The 15,470-nt window shown below is 65.5% G+C and carries 17 protein-coding genes; 7 read left to right on the forward strand and 10 right to left on the reverse strand.

Annotation, left to right across the window (positions count from 1 at the left end; genetic code table 11):
* Positions 1 to 628: 628 nt before the first annotated feature.
* The 3 genes from NP511_RS03120 to NP511_RS03130 form a co-directional block, all read right to left on the reverse strand.
* Positions 629 to 1,189, reverse strand: a complete 561-nt coding sequence (locus NP511_RS03120) for a dihydrofolate reductase (RefSeq protein WP_049964362.1) — start codon at positions 1,187 to 1,189, stop codon at positions 629 to 631.
* Positions 1,186 to 2,202, reverse strand: a complete 1,017-nt coding sequence (gene thyA / locus NP511_RS03125; protein ID WP_049964364.1) for a thymidylate synthase — start codon at positions 2,200 to 2,202, stop codon at positions 1,186 to 1,188. Before thyA ends, NP511_RS03120 begins: the two co-directional genes overlap by 4 nt.
* Positions 2,203 to 2,367: 165 nt before the next feature.
* The gene (locus tag NP511_RS03130; RefSeq protein WP_049964365.1) at positions 2,368 to 2,868 is read right to left on the reverse strand and encodes a hypothetical protein; all 501 of its coding nucleotides are present in this window, start codon (positions 2,866 to 2,868) and stop codon (positions 2,368 to 2,370) included.
* A 321-nt stretch (positions 2,869 to 3,189) separates the two neighbouring features.
* Here NP511_RS03130 and NP511_RS03135 point away from each other — a divergent pair, with 321 nt between their 5' ends.
* The 4 genes from NP511_RS03135 (at position 3,190) to purD (ending at position 6,702) form a co-directional block, all read left to right on the forward strand.
* Complete coding sequence (locus NP511_RS03135; RefSeq protein ID WP_006648867.1) at positions 3,190 to 3,771, forward strand: hypothetical protein; 582 nt, start codon at positions 3,190 to 3,192, stop codon at positions 3,769 to 3,771.
* Positions 3,768 to 4,379, forward strand: coding sequence for a DUF2238 domain-containing protein (locus NP511_RS03140; protein WP_049964367.1), 612 nt, complete (start codon positions 3,768 to 3,770; stop codon positions 4,377 to 4,379). The genes NP511_RS03135 and NP511_RS03140 overlap by 4 nt, the downstream gene beginning before the upstream one ends.
* A 136-nt stretch (positions 4,380 to 4,515) precedes the next feature.
* Positions 4,516 to 5,283 carry a hypothetical protein gene (locus tag NP511_RS03145; protein WP_233274298.1) on the forward strand — a complete coding sequence of 256 codons (768 nt, stop codon included), beginning with the start codon at positions 4,516 to 4,518 and terminating at the stop codon, positions 5,281 to 5,283.
* 126 nt (positions 5,284 to 5,409) lie between these two features.
* A complete protein-coding gene (purD, locus tag NP511_RS03150) occupies positions 5,410 to 6,702 on the forward strand; it encodes a phosphoribosylamine--glycine ligase (protein WP_049964369.1) in 1,293 nt (430 codons plus the stop codon).
* A gap of 28 nt (positions 6,703 to 6,730) precedes the next feature.
* Here the strand turns inward: purD and NP511_RS03155 are convergent, their stop codons facing one another.
* The 6 genes from NP511_RS03155 to NP511_RS03180 form a co-directional block, all read right to left on the reverse strand.
* On the reverse strand, positions 6,731 to 7,159 hold the full coding sequence (locus NP511_RS03155; protein WP_049964370.1) for a type II toxin-antitoxin system VapC family toxin: 429 nt from the start codon (positions 7,157 to 7,159) through the stop codon (positions 6,731 to 6,733).
* Complete coding sequence (locus NP511_RS03160; protein WP_006648871.1) at positions 7,159 to 7,407, reverse strand: AbrB/MazE/SpoVT family DNA-binding domain-containing protein; 249 nt, start codon at positions 7,405 to 7,407, stop codon at positions 7,159 to 7,161. The genes NP511_RS03155 and NP511_RS03160 overlap by 1 nt, the downstream gene beginning before the upstream one ends.
* Before the next feature lie 279 nt (positions 7,408 to 7,686).
* A complete protein-coding gene (locus NP511_RS03165) occupies positions 7,687 to 8,985 on the reverse strand; it encodes an MgtC/SapB family protein (RefSeq protein ID WP_049964371.1) in 1,299 nt (432 codons plus the stop codon).
* 119 nt (positions 8,986 to 9,104) lie between these two features.
* Positions 9,105 to 9,380, reverse strand: a complete 276-nt coding sequence (locus NP511_RS03170) for a PadR family transcriptional regulator (protein WP_006181693.1) — start codon at positions 9,378 to 9,380, stop codon at positions 9,105 to 9,107.
* Between the two features lie 474 nt (positions 9,381 to 9,854).
* Positions 9,855 to 10,001, reverse strand: coding sequence for a hypothetical protein (locus tag NP511_RS03175; RefSeq protein WP_006181694.1), 147 nt, complete (start codon positions 9,999 to 10,001; stop codon positions 9,855 to 9,857).
* An 89-nt stretch (positions 10,002 to 10,090) separates the two neighbouring features.
* Entirely contained in the window at positions 10,091 to 10,744 is a 654-nt protein-coding gene (locus NP511_RS03180) for a hypothetical protein (RefSeq protein ID WP_049964372.1), read from the reverse strand.
* Between the two features lie 244 nt (positions 10,745 to 10,988).
* Here NP511_RS03180 and NP511_RS03185 point away from each other — a divergent pair, with 244 nt between their 5' ends.
* The 3 genes from NP511_RS03185 to NP511_RS03195 all read left to right on the forward strand — a co-directional run bounded on the left by NP511_RS03185 (position 10,989) and on the right by NP511_RS03195 (position 14,432).
* A complete protein-coding gene (locus NP511_RS03185; RefSeq protein WP_049964373.1) occupies positions 10,989 to 11,699 on the forward strand; it encodes a DUF7117 family protein in 711 nt (236 codons plus the stop codon).
* A gap of 350 nt (positions 11,700 to 12,049) precedes the next feature.
* Positions 12,050 to 14,032, forward strand: coding sequence for an OPT family oligopeptide transporter (locus tag NP511_RS03190; RefSeq protein ID WP_049964374.1), 1,983 nt, complete (start codon positions 12,050 to 12,052; stop codon positions 14,030 to 14,032).
* 34 nt (positions 14,033 to 14,066) lie between these two features.
* On the forward strand, positions 14,067 to 14,432 hold the full coding sequence (locus NP511_RS03195; RefSeq protein WP_049964376.1) for a PqqD family protein: 366 nt from the start codon (positions 14,067 to 14,069) through the stop codon (positions 14,430 to 14,432).
* Between the two features lie 66 nt (positions 14,433 to 14,498).
* On the opposite strand, the gene NP511_RS03200 is transcribed toward NP511_RS03195, so the two are convergent.
* On the reverse strand, positions 14,499 to 15,392 hold the full coding sequence (locus NP511_RS03200; protein ID WP_049964377.1) for a bifunctional methylenetetrahydrofolate dehydrogenase/methenyltetrahydrofolate cyclohydrolase: 894 nt from the start codon (positions 15,390 to 15,392) through the stop codon (positions 14,499 to 14,501).
* Positions 15,393 to 15,470: the final 78 nt, after the last annotated feature.

The following is a 15,470-nucleotide window of genomic DNA, read 5'->3' on the forward strand; positions in this document are numbered from 1 at the left end:
CACTCTATTTCGAATTTTCTACGAACAGACCCGCTAATACGGTATTTAGTGGCCTATTTCGCCGGGTTACGGGACGCGGCGGGGAACCTCTCAGAAATGATTGTTTATTCATCGCAACGGAATTCCGATGGCGTCGTTCGGTTTCGTTAAACCCCGTCACGTGTGAGGTTGTGGATGGCTCCTCACTGGGTGCCGGTCACCGTCGTTCGTTCCAAGAGTCGACGGCGATAGCGCCGCCCTCTCGTGGTTTTGCGATAGCGAGTGGCGACCTGAAACTGACCATATAGCGAAACAAACGCTTTCCGTGGACTGTTCGGCAGGAAGTCAGCAGCCGCTACTCCTCGCGCTTCGTGACTGTCCGTACTGGGTCCCCGATCACGACCGCTCGGACTGTTCACGGTCGTAGCCGTCGAACGTGACTACTGTGGGCTCGAGTGCAGAGGCCGGTGACAGGGCCAGAGGTGCGAACTGGCCCGCGAGAGGCGGTGTCCGGGATTCCGCTCGTGTATTGTCACGCGTCGTGAACGCGGTCCCGCCACGCCCCCCTCATACGCCGCTGCCATCGACCAAACCCGGATTACGGCGATAGACGCGGGTCAGAAACAGCTATGTGACGGTTCCGACGGCGCTACTTCCCTTCCCGACGCGCGTACTCCAGGAAGGAGAACCCGTCCCGATCGTCTCGGGAGACGACGTCCCACTCGGACCGGTCCCACTCCGGAAAGGAGGTGTCGCCCTCGGGGTCGTCGTGGATCTCGGTCACGATCAGTCGGTCGAGCGCGGGCAGGAACGCCTCGTAGACGGTCGCGCCGCCCGCGACGAAGATCCGGTCGGCGTCGTCGTGGCGCTCGCACGCGGCCGTCTCCGCCCGCTCGAGGGCCGACTCGAGATCGTGGGCGACCACGGCTCCCTCGGGCGTCTCGAGGTCCCGGCTCGTCAGGACGACCGTCGTCCGGCCGGGCAGCGGTTCGCCGAGCGTCTCGAGGATGCCCTCGTACGTTACCCGGCCCATGATAACAGGGTGGTCCATCGTGGCCTCCTTGAAGTGCTGGAGGTCCTCGGGAACGTGCCACGGCATATCGCCGTCCCTGCCGATGACGCCGTTGTCGGCGACGGCGACGATGCCGACGAGTTCGCGGGCGGGCTCGAGGGCGGCTGCCGCCTCGGCTGCGTCTCGGTCCTCGCTCATTCGGCCACCGAGAACTCGATGCCGTCGTGGGACTCGTACTCCCGAAGCTCGACGTCCTCGTAGGACAGCTCGTCGATCGAGACGTCGGCGACTGCGAGCGTCGGCCGTTCCAGCGGCTCCCGCGAGAGTTGCTCGAGCAGGCCGGGGACGTGATCGAGGCGTTCGTCACCCTCGGCCTCGGCAGGGGCTTCGGACTCGAGCCAGTCCTTGACCTCCAGGTAGTCCGCTCGATCGTCGACGCCGGCCAGCCGCGACTGGAGGGCCTCGAGGTTGTCGGCGTACCAGTCGCCCCGGTCGCCGCGGCCGCAGTAGACGTGCGTGTCGACGACGGTGTGGGCGAAGGTGCCGGGTTCGAAGCCGGTCTGCTGGGCGATGACTTTGGTCAGGAGCGCGTAGGCCGCGATATTGAACGGAATGCCGAGGGCGGTGTCGCCCGACCGCTGGGTCAGGTGACAGTTCAGGCGGTCGCCCTGGACGTTGAAGACAAAGGAGTAGTGACAGGGCGGCAGCGTCGAGACGGCCGCGTTGGCGGGGTGCCAGGCGTTGACCACCAGTCGCCGGGAGTTCGGCGAATCGGAGAGCGTGTCGATCACGTACTGCAACTGGTCGAAGGTCCGCCGGCCGTCCGCTTCTTCGGTGACCCACTGCTGGGTCTCGTCGGGCCAGGACTCGCCCTCGAGGCGGGCGTCGTCCTCGGGGACCGGGAACCGCCGCCAGAAGCGACCGTAGGCGGTATCGAGACGGCCTTCGTCGTCGGCCCAGGCGTCCCAGATCTTGGTCTCCTCGCGGAGGTCGCGGATGTGTTCCTCGCCGGAGAGATACCAGCAGACTTCATGCAGCATCGAGTTCCAGCGGTAGCCGTCCATCTCCTTGGTCGTGAGCAGGGGATACCCCTCCTGCAGGTCGACCTCGTAGTGTTCGCTGAACGACGAGATCGTGTCGACGCCGGTCCGGTTGGGCTTGTGGGTACCCTCCGAGAGGACCGTGTCGACGAGATCGAGGTACTGTCGCATTGCTCGTACTGTGCGACCGGACGACTATAATAACGCACGATCCGGAACCCATCGCGCTGGGAACAGGATCGACGAGGGGTCGGTCGTCGTCGTCGTCGGCCGCTTCGCGTGGCTCGAGTCGGTCACGGGCGACCGTTTCGCGGACGGGACGGTGCGGGCGTGATTTCAGTGCCCCAGCGTTCGCGAACGAACGGTCTCGAGCGTATCGCGTTCACCGAACGGATAGTCCCGAATACCGGTCTGATTCGTCTCGGTCTCGGTTATGCGATACGTGACGGGATACATGAACGCCTCCGACTCGGCGGGGGCGTCCGTCACCTCGAGTCCACCCCTGCATTCGAGGCGGACGGAAAACCGGTCCGCCCCCGTCTCGGCGACTGAAGTCGCAGTACACTGGGTGCGCACGCTCTCGTCAACGTCCAGCGTGTGGTTGTGGCTCGCGATGACGTCGTTGTAGAGACGGGTCTCTTCGTACTCGATCCCGTAGTCAGCGGCACTCGTCGCGTTCAAATCCGCCGGCCGTTCCGGCGCGACCGGAACCCGTTCAACGTGGACGGGATCGGCCGCCGACGCGTCACTGTCTAATACCATACTCGCCCCGAGGACGAGTCCGACGAATACGACGGCGACGACGTATACCGTGACGATTACCGCTGTTGTCCGCATCTATTTGTGGACTCGAGAAGAAGAAGTATAATTGTTCGTATAGCTGAAATCACGACTGTGCCCACCTCCGCTGAACGGGCTGCACAGTCGTTCCCGAGACGGACGCTTCCGTATCGATCGGCTCGGGATCCATGTGATGGGCGCACCCCCTTGGGAAACCGTTCGTCCCCGGTCGATTCACCGGCGGTCCGAGATCCGCCGCCGATCCGAACGTTCTGTTCGGACTGACGTTCTTTAATGCCGATTAAGTGGTTCTAGAGCGTTCTAACGCGCTGCAATCGTGGTTCGGATTTTAGTGCGAGCGCGGTGACCACTCCGATCGTGACCCGCGAGCGGTTCGGCCACGACGAGCGGCGGGGCGATATCGTCTGCTGGCTACTGACGGCCGTCGTCGCCGTCGACGGGCTCGAGGGCGTCCTGCGCGACGTGCCCCTGTGGGGCGGGTTCGAGCTGCTCGTCGTGGCCGTGGCGTCGATTCCGGCGGTCGCGACCCGCGACTGGACCGCGACGGTCCCCTGGCCGCTGATGGCGATCGCGGCGTTCGCCGCGGTCGCCCGCGCGGCCGGCGCGTCGTTCGAACCCGTGGCGTATCTCGCCATCGCGACGCTCGCGTTGCTCGTCGTCGCTGAACTCGAGGCGTTCACCTCGGTCGAGTTGAGCCGCCGGTTCGCCATCGTCTTCGCGGTGATGACGACCCTGGCGTTGCAGGCGCTGTGGACCGTCGTCCAGTTCTACGCGGACCAGTGGCTTGGGACGGCGTACCTGCGATCCCAGACCGAACTCCAGTGGGACTTCGTCGTCGTGACGGGCCTCGGCCTCGTCCTCGGCGCGCTCCTCCAGGTGTACTTCGCCCGGTTCGAGCCCGCGGGCGGCGTCTCCCGAAACGGAACGGGGTCGCCATGACGCTCGGCGACGTGCTGGGGCTCTCGGACGCCCAGGAGCGAGCGATCACGCGGGCCCTGCAGCTCGTCTTGCTCGTTCTGGTCGGGTACGGCCTCGTTACGGGGGAGTTCACGGTCGCGACGACGGCAGCGCTCGCGCTCGCAGTCACGCTCCTGCCGGCGCTGTTGCGCCGGGAGTACGGCTACTCGATGGATCCCGGACTCGTCTGCTGGATCGCCGTCGCCGTCGTCCTCCACACCGCCGGCTCCCTCTGGCTGTACGTCGAGTTCCAGTGGTACGACGAGATCACCCACGCGGTCTCGGCGACGATCGTCGCGGGCGTCGGCTACGCGGCATTCCGGGCGCTCGAGTTGCACTCCGACGAGATCGATGTCCCGCCGGCGTTCCGATCGGTGTTCATCGTCGTCTTCGTCCTCGCGGCTGGCGTCGTCTGGGAGGTCCTCGAATTCGCGTTCGGCGGGCTGGTCACCGTCTACGGGATCGACGACATCGTGACGGACTTCGTGTTCAACGCCGTCGGCGCGGTACTCGTGGCGATCTGGGGGACGGGATACGTCAGCGGGCTCGTCGGCTTTTTCCGACGACGGCTCCCCTCTGACGGTCGGTAGGCGGTCGAACTGGGCGAGTACTTGCGGTGGAGGCTGCAAAGGCCGGCACGGAAACTATCCTCGGCCGAGGCAAACCGACCGACCGTCCGAGAGGCACCGAAAGTCCATGTATGATCGAACGTCTCGACGACGGTTCATGAAGGTGGGATCGATTACAGCGAGCGTACTGAGCCTCGGCGCAGTCGGGAACGCGGGGGCCCAAGAGTCGGGAAGCGACGGCGGCGACGGCCGGTTCCGTGAGGCGATCGCGACGGGGTCGGCGTACGTCTCGGGAGTACTGTTCAGAGTGGTCTCGCCGCCGCTCGAGGACGCACCGATCGCAGACCCACCGTCGGTCCTGCAGAACTACAGCGTACGCGTCATCCAGCATTTCAACACGAACGAAGAAGAGTACCTCTTCGTCCCCGAGGGAACGGCGATCGAGGAGGGCGAACAGTACGTCTTTGACGATCGGTTCTCGTCGCCGATCGAAGACGAGTTGGCGGCCGAGGATCTCGTTCGGGTCGAGTACCGGCCGCTCACCGAGGAGGAGTTGCCGCTGGAACTCGAGACCGAGGAGACCTTCGAGATCTTCGACGACGGCGGCGGCGAGGCCGCCGTCCGGCCGGATAACTTCTTCCCGGGCGCGCCGTTCGAGATCGTCTCGGGACCGCAAGGCTGGGTGCCCAACGACATCGCACAGAGCGGCCTCTTTACCGATTACAACTCCGTCCACGCGGAGTACTTCGGCACGAATCGGCGCTTCCTCTTTTTCCCCCAAGAGGGGGCATCGACCGAGGAGGGCAACCTCTACGTGATGCGCAACGAAGCCGAAATCTTCGATCCGGTGGGGAACCTCGTGGCTGCCGAATTCGACCCCATCGACGAGGAAACGGTCACCATCGACGACGATTCGCTACGATAGCGTTTCGAGTCGGGGAGTCGGTGACGGCGGCTGACCGCTCTCGCGACGAAATTCTGTCCACGACCGTGGATAGTTCCACTTCTGGAAAGAGCAACGCTTACAGGTTCGTGCGTTCCGCTATCGACCATGCGAGAGAACGTGCTGCTGATCGGGGGCGGCGGCCGCGAACACGCCATCGCCCGCGCGCTCGAGGACAGCGAGGCCGACCTGTACGCCTGTGCCGGCAACAAGAACCCCGGCATCGCCCGGATCGCCGTCGGGTTCGAAACGCTCGAGACGACCGATCCCGAGGCCGTCGTCGACTACGCCGAGGCGGTCGACGCAACCATCGCCGTCATCGGTCCGGAAGCGCCCCTCGAGGCCGGCGTCGCGGACGCACTCGAGGCAGCGGGGGTCTACCCGTTCGGCCCGAAAGAGGCCGATGCCCGTATCGAGACGGACAAGGCCTTCCAGCGGCGGTTCATGGCGGAAAACGACATTCCGGGCTGTCCCGACTTCGAGACCTTCGACGACATGGACGCGGCGTGTGACTACATCGACGAGTACGACGGCGATCTGGCGATCAAGCCCGCCGGCCTCACCGGCGGCAAGGGCGTCAAGGTCATCGGCGATCAGGTCACCGCCGAGGAGGGCAAGGAGTACATCCGCGACGCCGACTACGACCGGATCGTCTTAGAGGAGCGGCTGATCGGCGAGGAGTTCACGATCCAGGCGTTCGTCGCCAACGGCGAGTTCCGGACCGCGCCCGCGGTGCAGGACCACAAACGCGCCTACGAGGGCGACGACGGGCCGAACACCGGCGGCATGGGCAGCTACGCCGACGCGACGCCGGAACTGCCCTTCATGACCGAGGACGACTACACCGACGCCGTCGAGATCATCGCGGCTACCGTCGACGCCCTCGAGGACTACCGCGGGATCCTCTACGGCCAGTTCATGCTGACCGAGACCGGCCCCCGCGTCGTCGAGTTCAACGCCCGCTTCGGCGACCCCGAGGCGATGAACACCCTGCCCGTCCTCGAGACGGATTTCCTCGAGGTCCTCACCGCGGCGCGGGACGGCGAGGCCCCGCCCGAACTCGACTTTGCCGAGCAGGCGACGGTCTGTAAGTACGCCGTCCCCGACGGCTATCCGACCGATCCCGAAGCCGGCGCGAAAGTACAGGTCGATGAAGAGAGCGCCGGCGACGCCCTGCTGTACTACGCCAGCGTGGACGAGCGCGACGACGGGATCTACACGACGACCTCCCGGTCGTTCGCTCTGGTCGGCGTCGCGGACTCGATCGCCGCGGCCGAGGAGATCGCCGAGGACGCGCTCGCCGTCGCCGGCGAGGAGGGACTGCGGATCCGCCACGACATCGGCAAGGCGGACCTCGTCCAGAAGCGAATCGATCACGTGAACGAACTCCGCGGCGAGTAGCGATCGGCCCCGTCTGGACGGAGAGAGACTACTCGAACGGATTCGTTGCCGTCGTGATACGAGTGATCCCGTCGACCGCATCGAACCCGTCGTCGAACGAGTAGAGGAACTCGAGTTCGCGGCGGCCCATCGACGCCGCGATGACTGCATCCGTCAGCGAGAGCGATTCGTACTTTCGGAACAGCGATCGTCCGGCGTCGATATCGCGTTTCGGCGTATGGACGATTTCGAACCCACTGCTTTCGATGATCGCGTCGAGCGTCCGTACAGCGACGTCATGTGTCCCCTTTCGTTGGAGGTAGTTGATGACCTCCTCGAGGACGTCGCTCAACACGTATGCAGTCGGGAGAGTTCCGTGATCGACCGCTCTCGAGATGGCAACCGCACGGTCGTGGTTTTGGTCCTGCGATAACCGAGCGGCGATGAGAACGTTCGCATCGACGACGACTCGAGCCATTAGGAGTCTCCGGGGATGAGGTCGTGATCGTCGGCCGCATCGGTTTCCTCACCGATATCAACGGGGTCGAGTTCGGAAAACGCACCGTACCGTTGCGTTACAACTTCGACGGAGAGGGTTCCGTCTTCGGTGACGCGCCAGCGGATTTTGTCCCCGGCTTCGATATCGAGTTCGCGTCGGACCGCTGCCGGAACCGTGACGGAATAGCTGTCGTTTATGGTCGTTTCGTCCTCGACCCGGTGTGACATACCCGATTCTACGCGGTCGGTTAGGAAATAATTTGCCTCCTAATTTTCAGGTGATCGAGTGTGGCTTCCAGAAACGTGACCGATTCCGACCCGGGCTTCAGGACGCGGCCTCATCGATCGCCTCGAGCAACAGCTCCATCCCCAGCTCGATCTCCCGCTTGTCACGTCCAGCGACGGCAGCAGTCGCAGCGTCTCGTAGCCCAGCCCAGCTCAACAGCCCGCGTCGGAACGCCGTCTCGAGGACCGTCTCACGTCGATCCGCCGATGCTCGGTCTCAGTTCAGACGACGAGCAGTACGGACGCGAGCGCACCGCCGACGAGCAAGACGGTGCTGTAGGCCGCGACCCGGTTGCGAAAGCCGTCGTTCGTCGATGTCGCGGCCAACAGGGCCTTGACGACGATGCTCGAGACGGTCGCGAGCAGGATGGCGATCGTCGCCTCGGCGGGCCCGAGCTGGCCGCCCCGGTAGAGGACGACCGCCGAGGTGGTTGCGCCGGCGCTCGAGACGAAGCCGCTGGCGACGGCCGTCGCGTAGAAGCCCAGCGTCCCGAACCACGTCTCGGCCAGCGATCCGAAGACGAGGACGACGAGAAAGACCGCACCGAACCCGAGGGCGTTTTTCAGCGAGAAGGGGCTCTCGAGTTCCATCGGTCCGGACTCTCTCCAGTCGGCGGTCGCGGCCGCGACGGCGAACGCGAGGACGATGACGGCCCCGAGCGGAACGATCGCCTCGAGGAGGATCCCGGCCTCGCCGCCGGCGGTAAAGCCGACCGCGATCGCGAGGTTGCGGGCGGCCATCGCGGCGTTGGCCAGCAGGATCGCAGCGACGGCGTAGGAGGCCGCCTCGGGGCGCTGGTCGACGTGGTCGAGCATCGTCCCGACGACGGCCGTCGAGGAAGCCAGCCCGCCGAAAAAGCCGGTGATCGCGATCCCGCGGCCGCCGTAGGTCGAGACGATCGCGTAGTTGGCGATGCCGATCCCCGCGACGGCGACGACCATCAGCCAGATGACCTGGGGCTCGAGCGGGATGGTGATGCCGGCGACTTCGGGCTCGTAGGTCGCCGGGAGGAGCGGATAGATGACGAACGCGAGGATGGCAAATTCGGTCGTCGAGCGCATCTCCTCGCGGGAGAGCCCCCACGCGAACTCGTGGAGTTCCCGCTTTAACACCAGCAACAGCGACGAGAGGACCGCGACAGTGACCCCCTCGAGGATGAACCCGGCCGCGACTAACACGCCGACGCCGTAGGCGACGAGCATCGATACCGAGGTCGTCAGCGAGAGGCCGGTTTCGGCCGGCTCGCCTTCCATGAGGCCCTGGACGGCCAGCAAGACCCCCTGGACGATCACCAACAGACCGCCCAGCAGGAGCAGGCTCTCGCCGACGTCGCCCTCGCGGACCAGCACGGTAAAGACCGCCCCGAGCAGACTGATCAGGGAGAACGTCCGAATGCCGGCGGCCTTCTGTGACCACTCCCGCTCGAGCCCGAGGAACATCCCCAGCGCGCCGGCCAGCGCGAGCCGGACGACGGTCTCCTCGAGGGGTGCGTTGGCGAGTTGCAACGGGACCTCGTTCACTCCCGACCGTTCACCGTGGTTGCATATAAGCGGCCCGCCGGCGTCGACGGCGGCTCGGTGGCGGTTCGATGCGCGGTGACCGACTGGACGGTGCGACGCCGAACCGGATCGAGAACGCGCTACAGGTCGACGTACTGGGACTCCCAGTCACGGCGTGCCTCGAGTTCCCGGCGGCCGCGACGTGTGAGCGTATAGAAGTTCGTTCGGCGGTCGCGCCGGCCCTTCTCGACGAGCCCCTTGTCGACGAGGGTATCGAGGTTCGGGTAGAGGCGGCCGTGATGGATCTCCTTTTCGTAGTACTGCTCGAGTTCCTCTTTGATGGCTAGTCCGTGTGGCTCCTCCTCGCCAGCGATGACGTAGAGCAGGTCACGCTGAAATCCTGTCAGGTCGTACATTGGGGAAGTACCAATCGCATTTACTGTCGAATTTTAATAAGGCTATCGGGTCGTTTCGAGCGAAAGAGTCGTATTACCAGTGAACGGAGTCGTTTCGAGTGACCGGGATCCATAACTCCGGTGACGCATCGTCCGGCAGACCACACATAACGAGTGGGTCATGTTTACAGTACAGCTATTATGTTTCCGTACAATTATATTGGCGAGAACGGTGCCCGAGCAGTCGTTTTTCGACAAACGAGAGACTGGCCAGTAGTGTCCGAATCGATGCGTCAGGACTAGAACAATCGTCTCGAAACAGGAAAGCAGATCGCGTGACGGAAAAATGTCACGCGATCGCTTGCCGCCCTGAATTGGTCCCCGCTGACGCTTCGGCCCTCCAAGCGAAGCGTCACGTGGAAGATTCCGTTGTGTCTACTTAAATGTAACGACACGGCTCGGCGGCGTCGACCGAGAAGCCACGCCCGGCCGCGATCAGATGTGTTCTTCCTCGAGGACCCAGCCGATCGCGCGCTTGTAGTAAGTGAACATCTCCTCGACGCCGTCGTGGCGCATCTCGTCGCTCTCGAGGTGTTCTGTGAGGAACTCGTACTGCTCGCGGATTTCTTCTTCGTCTCGCATACCAGTCACTACCGACCGAGAGGGGAAAAAAGCCGGCACGTACTCGACTCACACTGGCGTCGATCGCTCGAGCGGAGGGCGCGGTTCGCTTAGGCGTCGTCGCTTTCGGTGGCGTTCTCGTCGCCGCTTTCGGTCTCGTTTCCGGTTCCGTCGTCCTCGGTGTCGGCGTCGCCGAACGCGAGCGTGACGTCCGCGTCGTCGCCGTCGATCTCGACGTCGTCCTCGGTTTCGTCGCCCTCGTTCTCGGCGGAGACGGTGTACTCGCCGTCCTCGAGGTCCTCGAACTCGACATCGCCGTCACCGTCGGTCTCGTCCTCCATCGGGAACGCCGTGCCCTCGCCGTCCGTGGTCGTCTCGTTGCCCGTTCCGCCGTCCTCGGTCTCGTTATTGGACTCGTTTTCCATGCCACCGGCGTCGGTTTCGTTGTCCGACTCGTTGCCCATCGCATCGTCCGTCCCGTTGTCCGACTCGTTCTCCGTTCCACCGGCCTCGTCGTCCATGTCGCCCATACCGGCCTGCTCGAGCGTGACGGTCGCGCCTTCGACCGGGCCGTCGTCGCCCTCGACCGTGACCGTTAGCGTATACGTGTCGTCGCCGTTCCCGTCGGTGCCCGTCCCGTCGTCGGTATCGTTCGTCTCGTTGTCGTCGCCGGGGCCGCTGTTCGCACAGCCGGCCAGCGCGGCGACGCCTGCGGTTCCGCTTGCGGTCACGAACGTCCGCCGGGTCAGTCGCTGATGGGACATATCCGTTCGTTGGACGGTCTCCCCGATCCGGATGTGGCCTGCACCTGCTAGCCGTTAATTGCCTCTTGAACGCCACCCAGGGAACGATGACGGTCATCGGTTTCGGAACCCAACAGTCCGTTGTGAGACGAAACTGACGCCAGCGCCACTGCCCGCCCGACAGCACTGAACCGATTCGGTGGTGCGGGACTGTACGCGAGTCGGGTCCGGTGGGCCTTTTGCGGTCCCGACCCTACCACGGCGTATGAAGATCCGGGGCGAGCGCGAGTGCAAGGAGTGTGGGACCCGCTGGTCGTACTACGAGACGGGCAGCGTCGGCTGTCCGGCCTGCGGGAGCCTCCGGAGCGTCGGCGTCGACGAGCGGACCGAACACACCGACTTGCGCGTGTCGTTCGACCTGACGCCGGTTCGAAACGCCATCGACGAGGCCGACACCGACGACCTCGCGGAGCGGGCCGGCGAACGCTGTCGCGAGTACGTCCGCCGCCGCGGGTTCGTCAACGCCGGTACCCTCCGGGACCTCGACGACACCTACCTCGCCGCGGCCGAGTTACTCCACGTCGCCGACATCGTCGGCCGGGAGATCCGCCTCGAGGACCGCGAGGAACTGTACTTCCTCGCCCTGCTGCGCGATGCCGATCAGGGCGAGCGGCCGCCCGTGGAGGACGTTCCATCGACGCTGCGGGCGGCCCGTGGGCTCGCCTACGCCGACGCCGTCCGGGAGTACCGACGCGACGTTCGCACCTGGGCCGAGGACCGCGACCTGACCGCCGGCGAACGGCAGGCCCTCGAGACGCTTGGCGAACACGTCAAGCGGATCCGGATGCTCGATGGCGACGTCGAGCCCCGAACCGCCGAACGCCTCGTCGAGGCGACGCGCGACCTGGCAAACGGGCTCCGCGGCGACGAGTTCGCCTTCTCACAGGCCCAGGAGCGACTGGACGCCCTCGAGTGACGTGGGCCGAACCCGATCGGGTCGCCGACCGCATTCGGGCACCGCCGGCGACCGCGTCGAAGACCGAATCGAATGGCGGCCGGCAACAACCGTCGGTCCGAATCTTTTCATTCTTATAGGTCCCCCCAATTATTGCCAGACGAACGCAGCGACGGCCCCGCCCGAACTCGCTCTCCCGGTGTCGACCGCCGATCCGAACCGGCGGCCGGTCAGGAACCGACCCTCCGAGATCGGATCGGAACGCGCTCGAGCTGTCGATCCCTCCCCGCTGGACGAGCCGACTGTCGGCACCTGAGTCGGCGCTCGAGCGGCACGGAACGAACGGACGCGGCCGTTCGCTGCAATCGACTATGTCACACGGATCACCAGAAGAGCAGACGGAGTCGAACGGCAGTCGTATCGGCAGCGAGCAGACGACGGGCGACGGACCGTCGCCGTACGTCCCCGCCGGACGGAGTGTCGCTGAACTCACGATCAAGGCAGTCCTGATCGGGCTCGCGCTCAACGTGGTGATGCTGACCGCGAACATGTACCTCGGGATGCGCTCGGGGATGACGATCAGCGCCTCCATCCCGGCGGCAGTCATCAGTATGGGCGTGTTCTACGGGCTCCGTCGGATCGGCATCGGCGGGACGATCCTCGAGAACAACATCGTCCAGACGATGACCTCCGCGGGCGAGGCGCTGGCGGCCGGCGTCATCTTCACGATCGCCGGCGTCACGTTCCTCGATCAGCCGATCAACATCGTCAACACCGCGGTCGTGGCGATACTCGGCGGCCTGCTCGGGGTCCTCTTTATGATCCCGATGCGTCGGTATCTCATCGTCGACAAACACGAGGAACTCCCCTATCCGGAGGGGACCGCGTGTGCCGACGTCCTCGAGGCCGGCTCGCGCGGCGACGAGGGCGTGAAGCTCATCTCCGTCGGGTTCCTCGTGAGTTTCGTCTACATGTGGCTGGCCAACGGGATGGCCGCTTTCCAGACGACGATCCAGACGGCGTTCTCGGCGGGCGAAACCGACGGGTTCGCGATCGGCGGGGACTTCACGCCCGCGCTGATCGGTGTCGGCTACATCGTCGGACCCCGGATCGCCGGCTACGTCTTCGGCGGCGGACTGATCTCCTGGATGATGCTGATTCCGCTGTTGATCACGGGCGGGTTCGTCCCGGAGTCGGCCGCCGACGCGGCACTGATGACGCAGGCGAACGAGGTCTGGGAAGCGTACATCCGCTACGTCGGTGCGGGAGCGATGATCGTCGGCGGGTTCTACGCGGTCGTCTCCATGCGGGGGACGATCGCCGACGCGCTCGGTACCGCCGTGACGGAGATACGCGATTCCGGGGTGGCTGCCACCGAGGAACGGAAACGCACGCAGCGCGATCTCTCGATGAAAGTCGTCGTCGTCGGGGCCATTCTGATCACGCTCGCGTTGGTCGCGGTCCCGCAGGTACAGGTCGGCCTGTTGGGTGGGTTCATCGCGGTGATCGCCGCGTTCCTCTTCGTCGCCGTCTCGGCCTATCTCGTCGGGGTCGTCGGGAGTTCTTCGAACCCCGTCTCGGGGATGGCCATCGCGACGGTCCTGATCGCGGCGCTGGCGCTGCGCTCGACCGGTGTCACCGACCCCGTCGTCGTGCTGGTGACCGCGTCGGTCGTGGCCATCGCCGCGGCGGTCGCGGGCGACACATCACAGGATCTCAAGACGGGCTACCTCCTCGGGGCGACGCCCCGGAACCAACAGCTCGCACAGGTGATCGGTATCGCCGTCTCGGCGCTGTTCGCCGGGTGGGTCCTGTCCTTCTTCGATCAGGCCTACGGGATCGGGAACGAGCCCATTCCCGCACCGCAGGCCGGGATGATGGCGTTGATCTCCGAGGGCGTCCTCACGGGCACCGCCCAGTGGGGGATGATCCTCATCGGTGCCGTCTTCGCGATCGTCCTGATCCTGATGGACGTCCCCGTCCTGCCCTTTGCAGTCGGGATCTACCTCCCGATCACGCTCGCGACGCCGATCTTCCTCGGCGGCCTGCTCCGGGCCGGAATCGACCGCTACGTCGCGCGACGCGACGACGAGGACGGCACGCTCGCCGAACACGCGACCTCGAGAGGTCGGATCGTCGCGGCCGGGCTGATCACCGGCGAGGCGATCATGGGGATCGTCATCGGCGCGCTCTATATTACCGGGACCGGAAACGCCGACGGCGCGCCGTTCCCGCTCGGCCTCGAGGCCGGGACGCAGTCGATCCTCGGCGTCGTCGCGCTCGTCGCGCTCGTCGGGCTCTTCACCGCGAGCGTCCTCTGGAACGCACCCGACACCGAGGCGTCCGACCAGTGATCGAGCCCGACACGACGACCGAGAACGCCGCCACATGACCGAACACGGCCCGACCGCGGTTCCGAGACGCGACGCCGACGACTGGGAGGTAACGACCGTCGATGGCGAGCCACGGGTCACGATCCACTGGATGAAGCGGCCACACAACCGGCTCGATCGGTTCCTGTTCGATCTCCTCGGGACCGATCGGGAGCGGGAACTCGAGCTAGATCCCGTCGGGACGACCGTGTGGCGACACTGCGACGGCGACCACACCGTTACGGAGATCGCCGAGCGCGTCGCGTCGTCCCACGACGCCGACCGTGTCGCTCCTGTCGACGAGACGCTCGCGCACTTCCTCATGCAACTCGAGGAACGGGGCCTCGTCCGGTTCGAAGCGAGCGGAGCGCCCGGGGAGTGAGTCACCCCGGACTCGACGGGATCGTCGACCGGGAAAAAGACTGTCAGCGAGTCGACCCGGACCCGTTCAGGGAAGGTCGACGTCGACGTCTTCCTGCAGGCCGGCGGCTTTGACAGTGTTGTACAGCAGCATAGCGCGGGTCATCGGCCCGACGCCGCCGGGGACAGGGGTAATCGCGCTGGCTTTTGCCTTGGCGCTCTCGAACTCGACGTCGCCGACGAGTTCGTATCCCTTGTCGTTGTCAGCGTCGACCCGGTTGACGCCGACGTCGATGACGACCGTGCCCTCAGAGAGCATCGACCCGTCGACGAGTTCGGGGACGCCGGCGGCCGCGACGACGATATCGGCGCTGCGGGTCTTTTCGGCGAGGTCGTCCGTGCGGGAGTGACAGACCGTCACCGTCGCGTTGCCGTCCTCGGCCTTCTGGATCAGCAGGTTCGCCAGCGGCTTCCCGACGATGTCCGAGCGGCCGACGATCGTCACGTCCGTGCCCTCGGTGTCGACGCCGGCCGACTCGAGCAGTTTCTGTACCCCGTGGGGCGTGCAGGGACGGAACCGGGCGTCGCCGGCGACGAGTCGGCCGACGTTCTCGGGGTGGAAGCCGTCGACGTCCTTCGCGGGATCGACCCGGCGGATCACGTTGCGGTAGTCGACGTGGTCCGGCACGGGGGCCTGGACGATGTAGCCGTGGACGTCGTCGTTCCCGTTGAGGTCGGCGATGGTGTCGAACAGTTCCTCGGGCGGGGCGTCGCCGTCGACGTCGACGTGGTGGCTCTCGATGCCGACCTCCTCGCAGTCGCGCTGTTTCATGTTCACGTAGGTCTGGCTCGCGGGGTCGTCGCCCATGAGGACGGTCGCCAGCCCCGGCCGCGCGCCCGCGTCGGCGAGCCGCTCGATCGACTCGGTCAGCTCGTCTCGGATCTCGCTCGCGACGGCGTTGCCGTCGATGATCTCGGTCATTACTCGAGTGGGCGGCCGCGAGACTCATTAATCCCCGGATCCGTGCCCAGAACGAGCCTAGAACCCTCCCGAATATGC

This window comes from Natrinema thermotolerans, from assembly GCF_031165565.1.
Lineage (GTDB): Archaea > Halobacteriota > Halobacteria > Halobacteriales > Natrialbaceae > Natrinema > Natrinema thermotolerans.

Excerpts from the sequence above, each read along its gene's own strand:
- NP511_RS03120 (WP_049964362.1), bottom strand. The coding sequence starts at position 1,189 with ATGAGCGAGGACCGAGACGCAGCCGAGGCGGCAGCCGCCCTCGAGCCC.
- thyA (WP_049964364.1), bottom strand. The coding sequence starts at position 2,202 with ATGCGACAGTACCTCGATCTCGTCGACACGGTCCTCTCGGAGGGTACC.
- NP511_RS03130 (WP_049964365.1), bottom strand. The coding sequence starts at position 2,868 with ATGCGGACAACAGCGGTAATCGTCACGGTATACGTCGTCGCCGTCGTA.
- NP511_RS03140 (WP_049964367.1), top strand. The coding sequence starts at position 3,768 with ATGACGCTCGGCGACGTGCTGGGGCTCTCGGACGCCCAGGAGCGAGCG.
- NP511_RS03145 (WP_233274298.1), top strand. The coding sequence starts at position 4,516 with ATGAAGGTGGGATCGATTACAGCGAGCGTACTGAGCCTCGGCGCAGTC.
- purD (WP_049964369.1), top strand. The coding sequence starts at position 5,410 with ATGCGAGAGAACGTGCTGCTGATCGGGGGCGGCGGCCGCGAACACGCC.
- NP511_RS03155 (WP_049964370.1), bottom strand. The coding sequence starts at position 7,159 with ATGGCTCGAGTCGTCGTCGATGCGAACGTTCTCATCGCCGCTCGGTTA.
- NP511_RS03160 (WP_006648871.1), bottom strand. The coding sequence starts at position 7,407 with ATGTCACACCGGGTCGAGGACGAAACGACCATAAACGACAGCTATTCC.
- NP511_RS03170 (WP_006181693.1), bottom strand. The coding sequence starts at position 9,380 with ATGTACGACCTGACAGGATTTCAGCGTGACCTGCTCTACGTCATCGCT.
- NP511_RS03175 (WP_006181694.1), bottom strand. The coding sequence starts at position 10,001 with ATGCGAGACGAAGAAGAAATCCGCGAGCAGTACGAGTTCCTCACAGAA.
- NP511_RS03180 (WP_049964372.1), bottom strand. The coding sequence starts at position 10,744 with ATGTCCCATCAGCGACTGACCCGGCGGACGTTCGTGACCGCAAGCGGA.
- NP511_RS03185 (WP_049964373.1), top strand. The coding sequence starts at position 10,989 with ATGAAGATCCGGGGCGAGCGCGAGTGCAAGGAGTGTGGGACCCGCTGG.
- NP511_RS03190 (WP_049964374.1), top strand. The coding sequence starts at position 12,050 with ATGTCACACGGATCACCAGAAGAGCAGACGGAGTCGAACGGCAGTCGT.
- NP511_RS03195 (WP_049964376.1), top strand. The coding sequence starts at position 14,067 with ATGACCGAACACGGCCCGACCGCGGTTCCGAGACGCGACGCCGACGAC.
- NP511_RS03200 (WP_049964377.1), bottom strand. The coding sequence starts at position 15,392 with ATGACCGAGATCATCGACGGCAACGCCGTCGCGAGCGAGATCCGAGAC.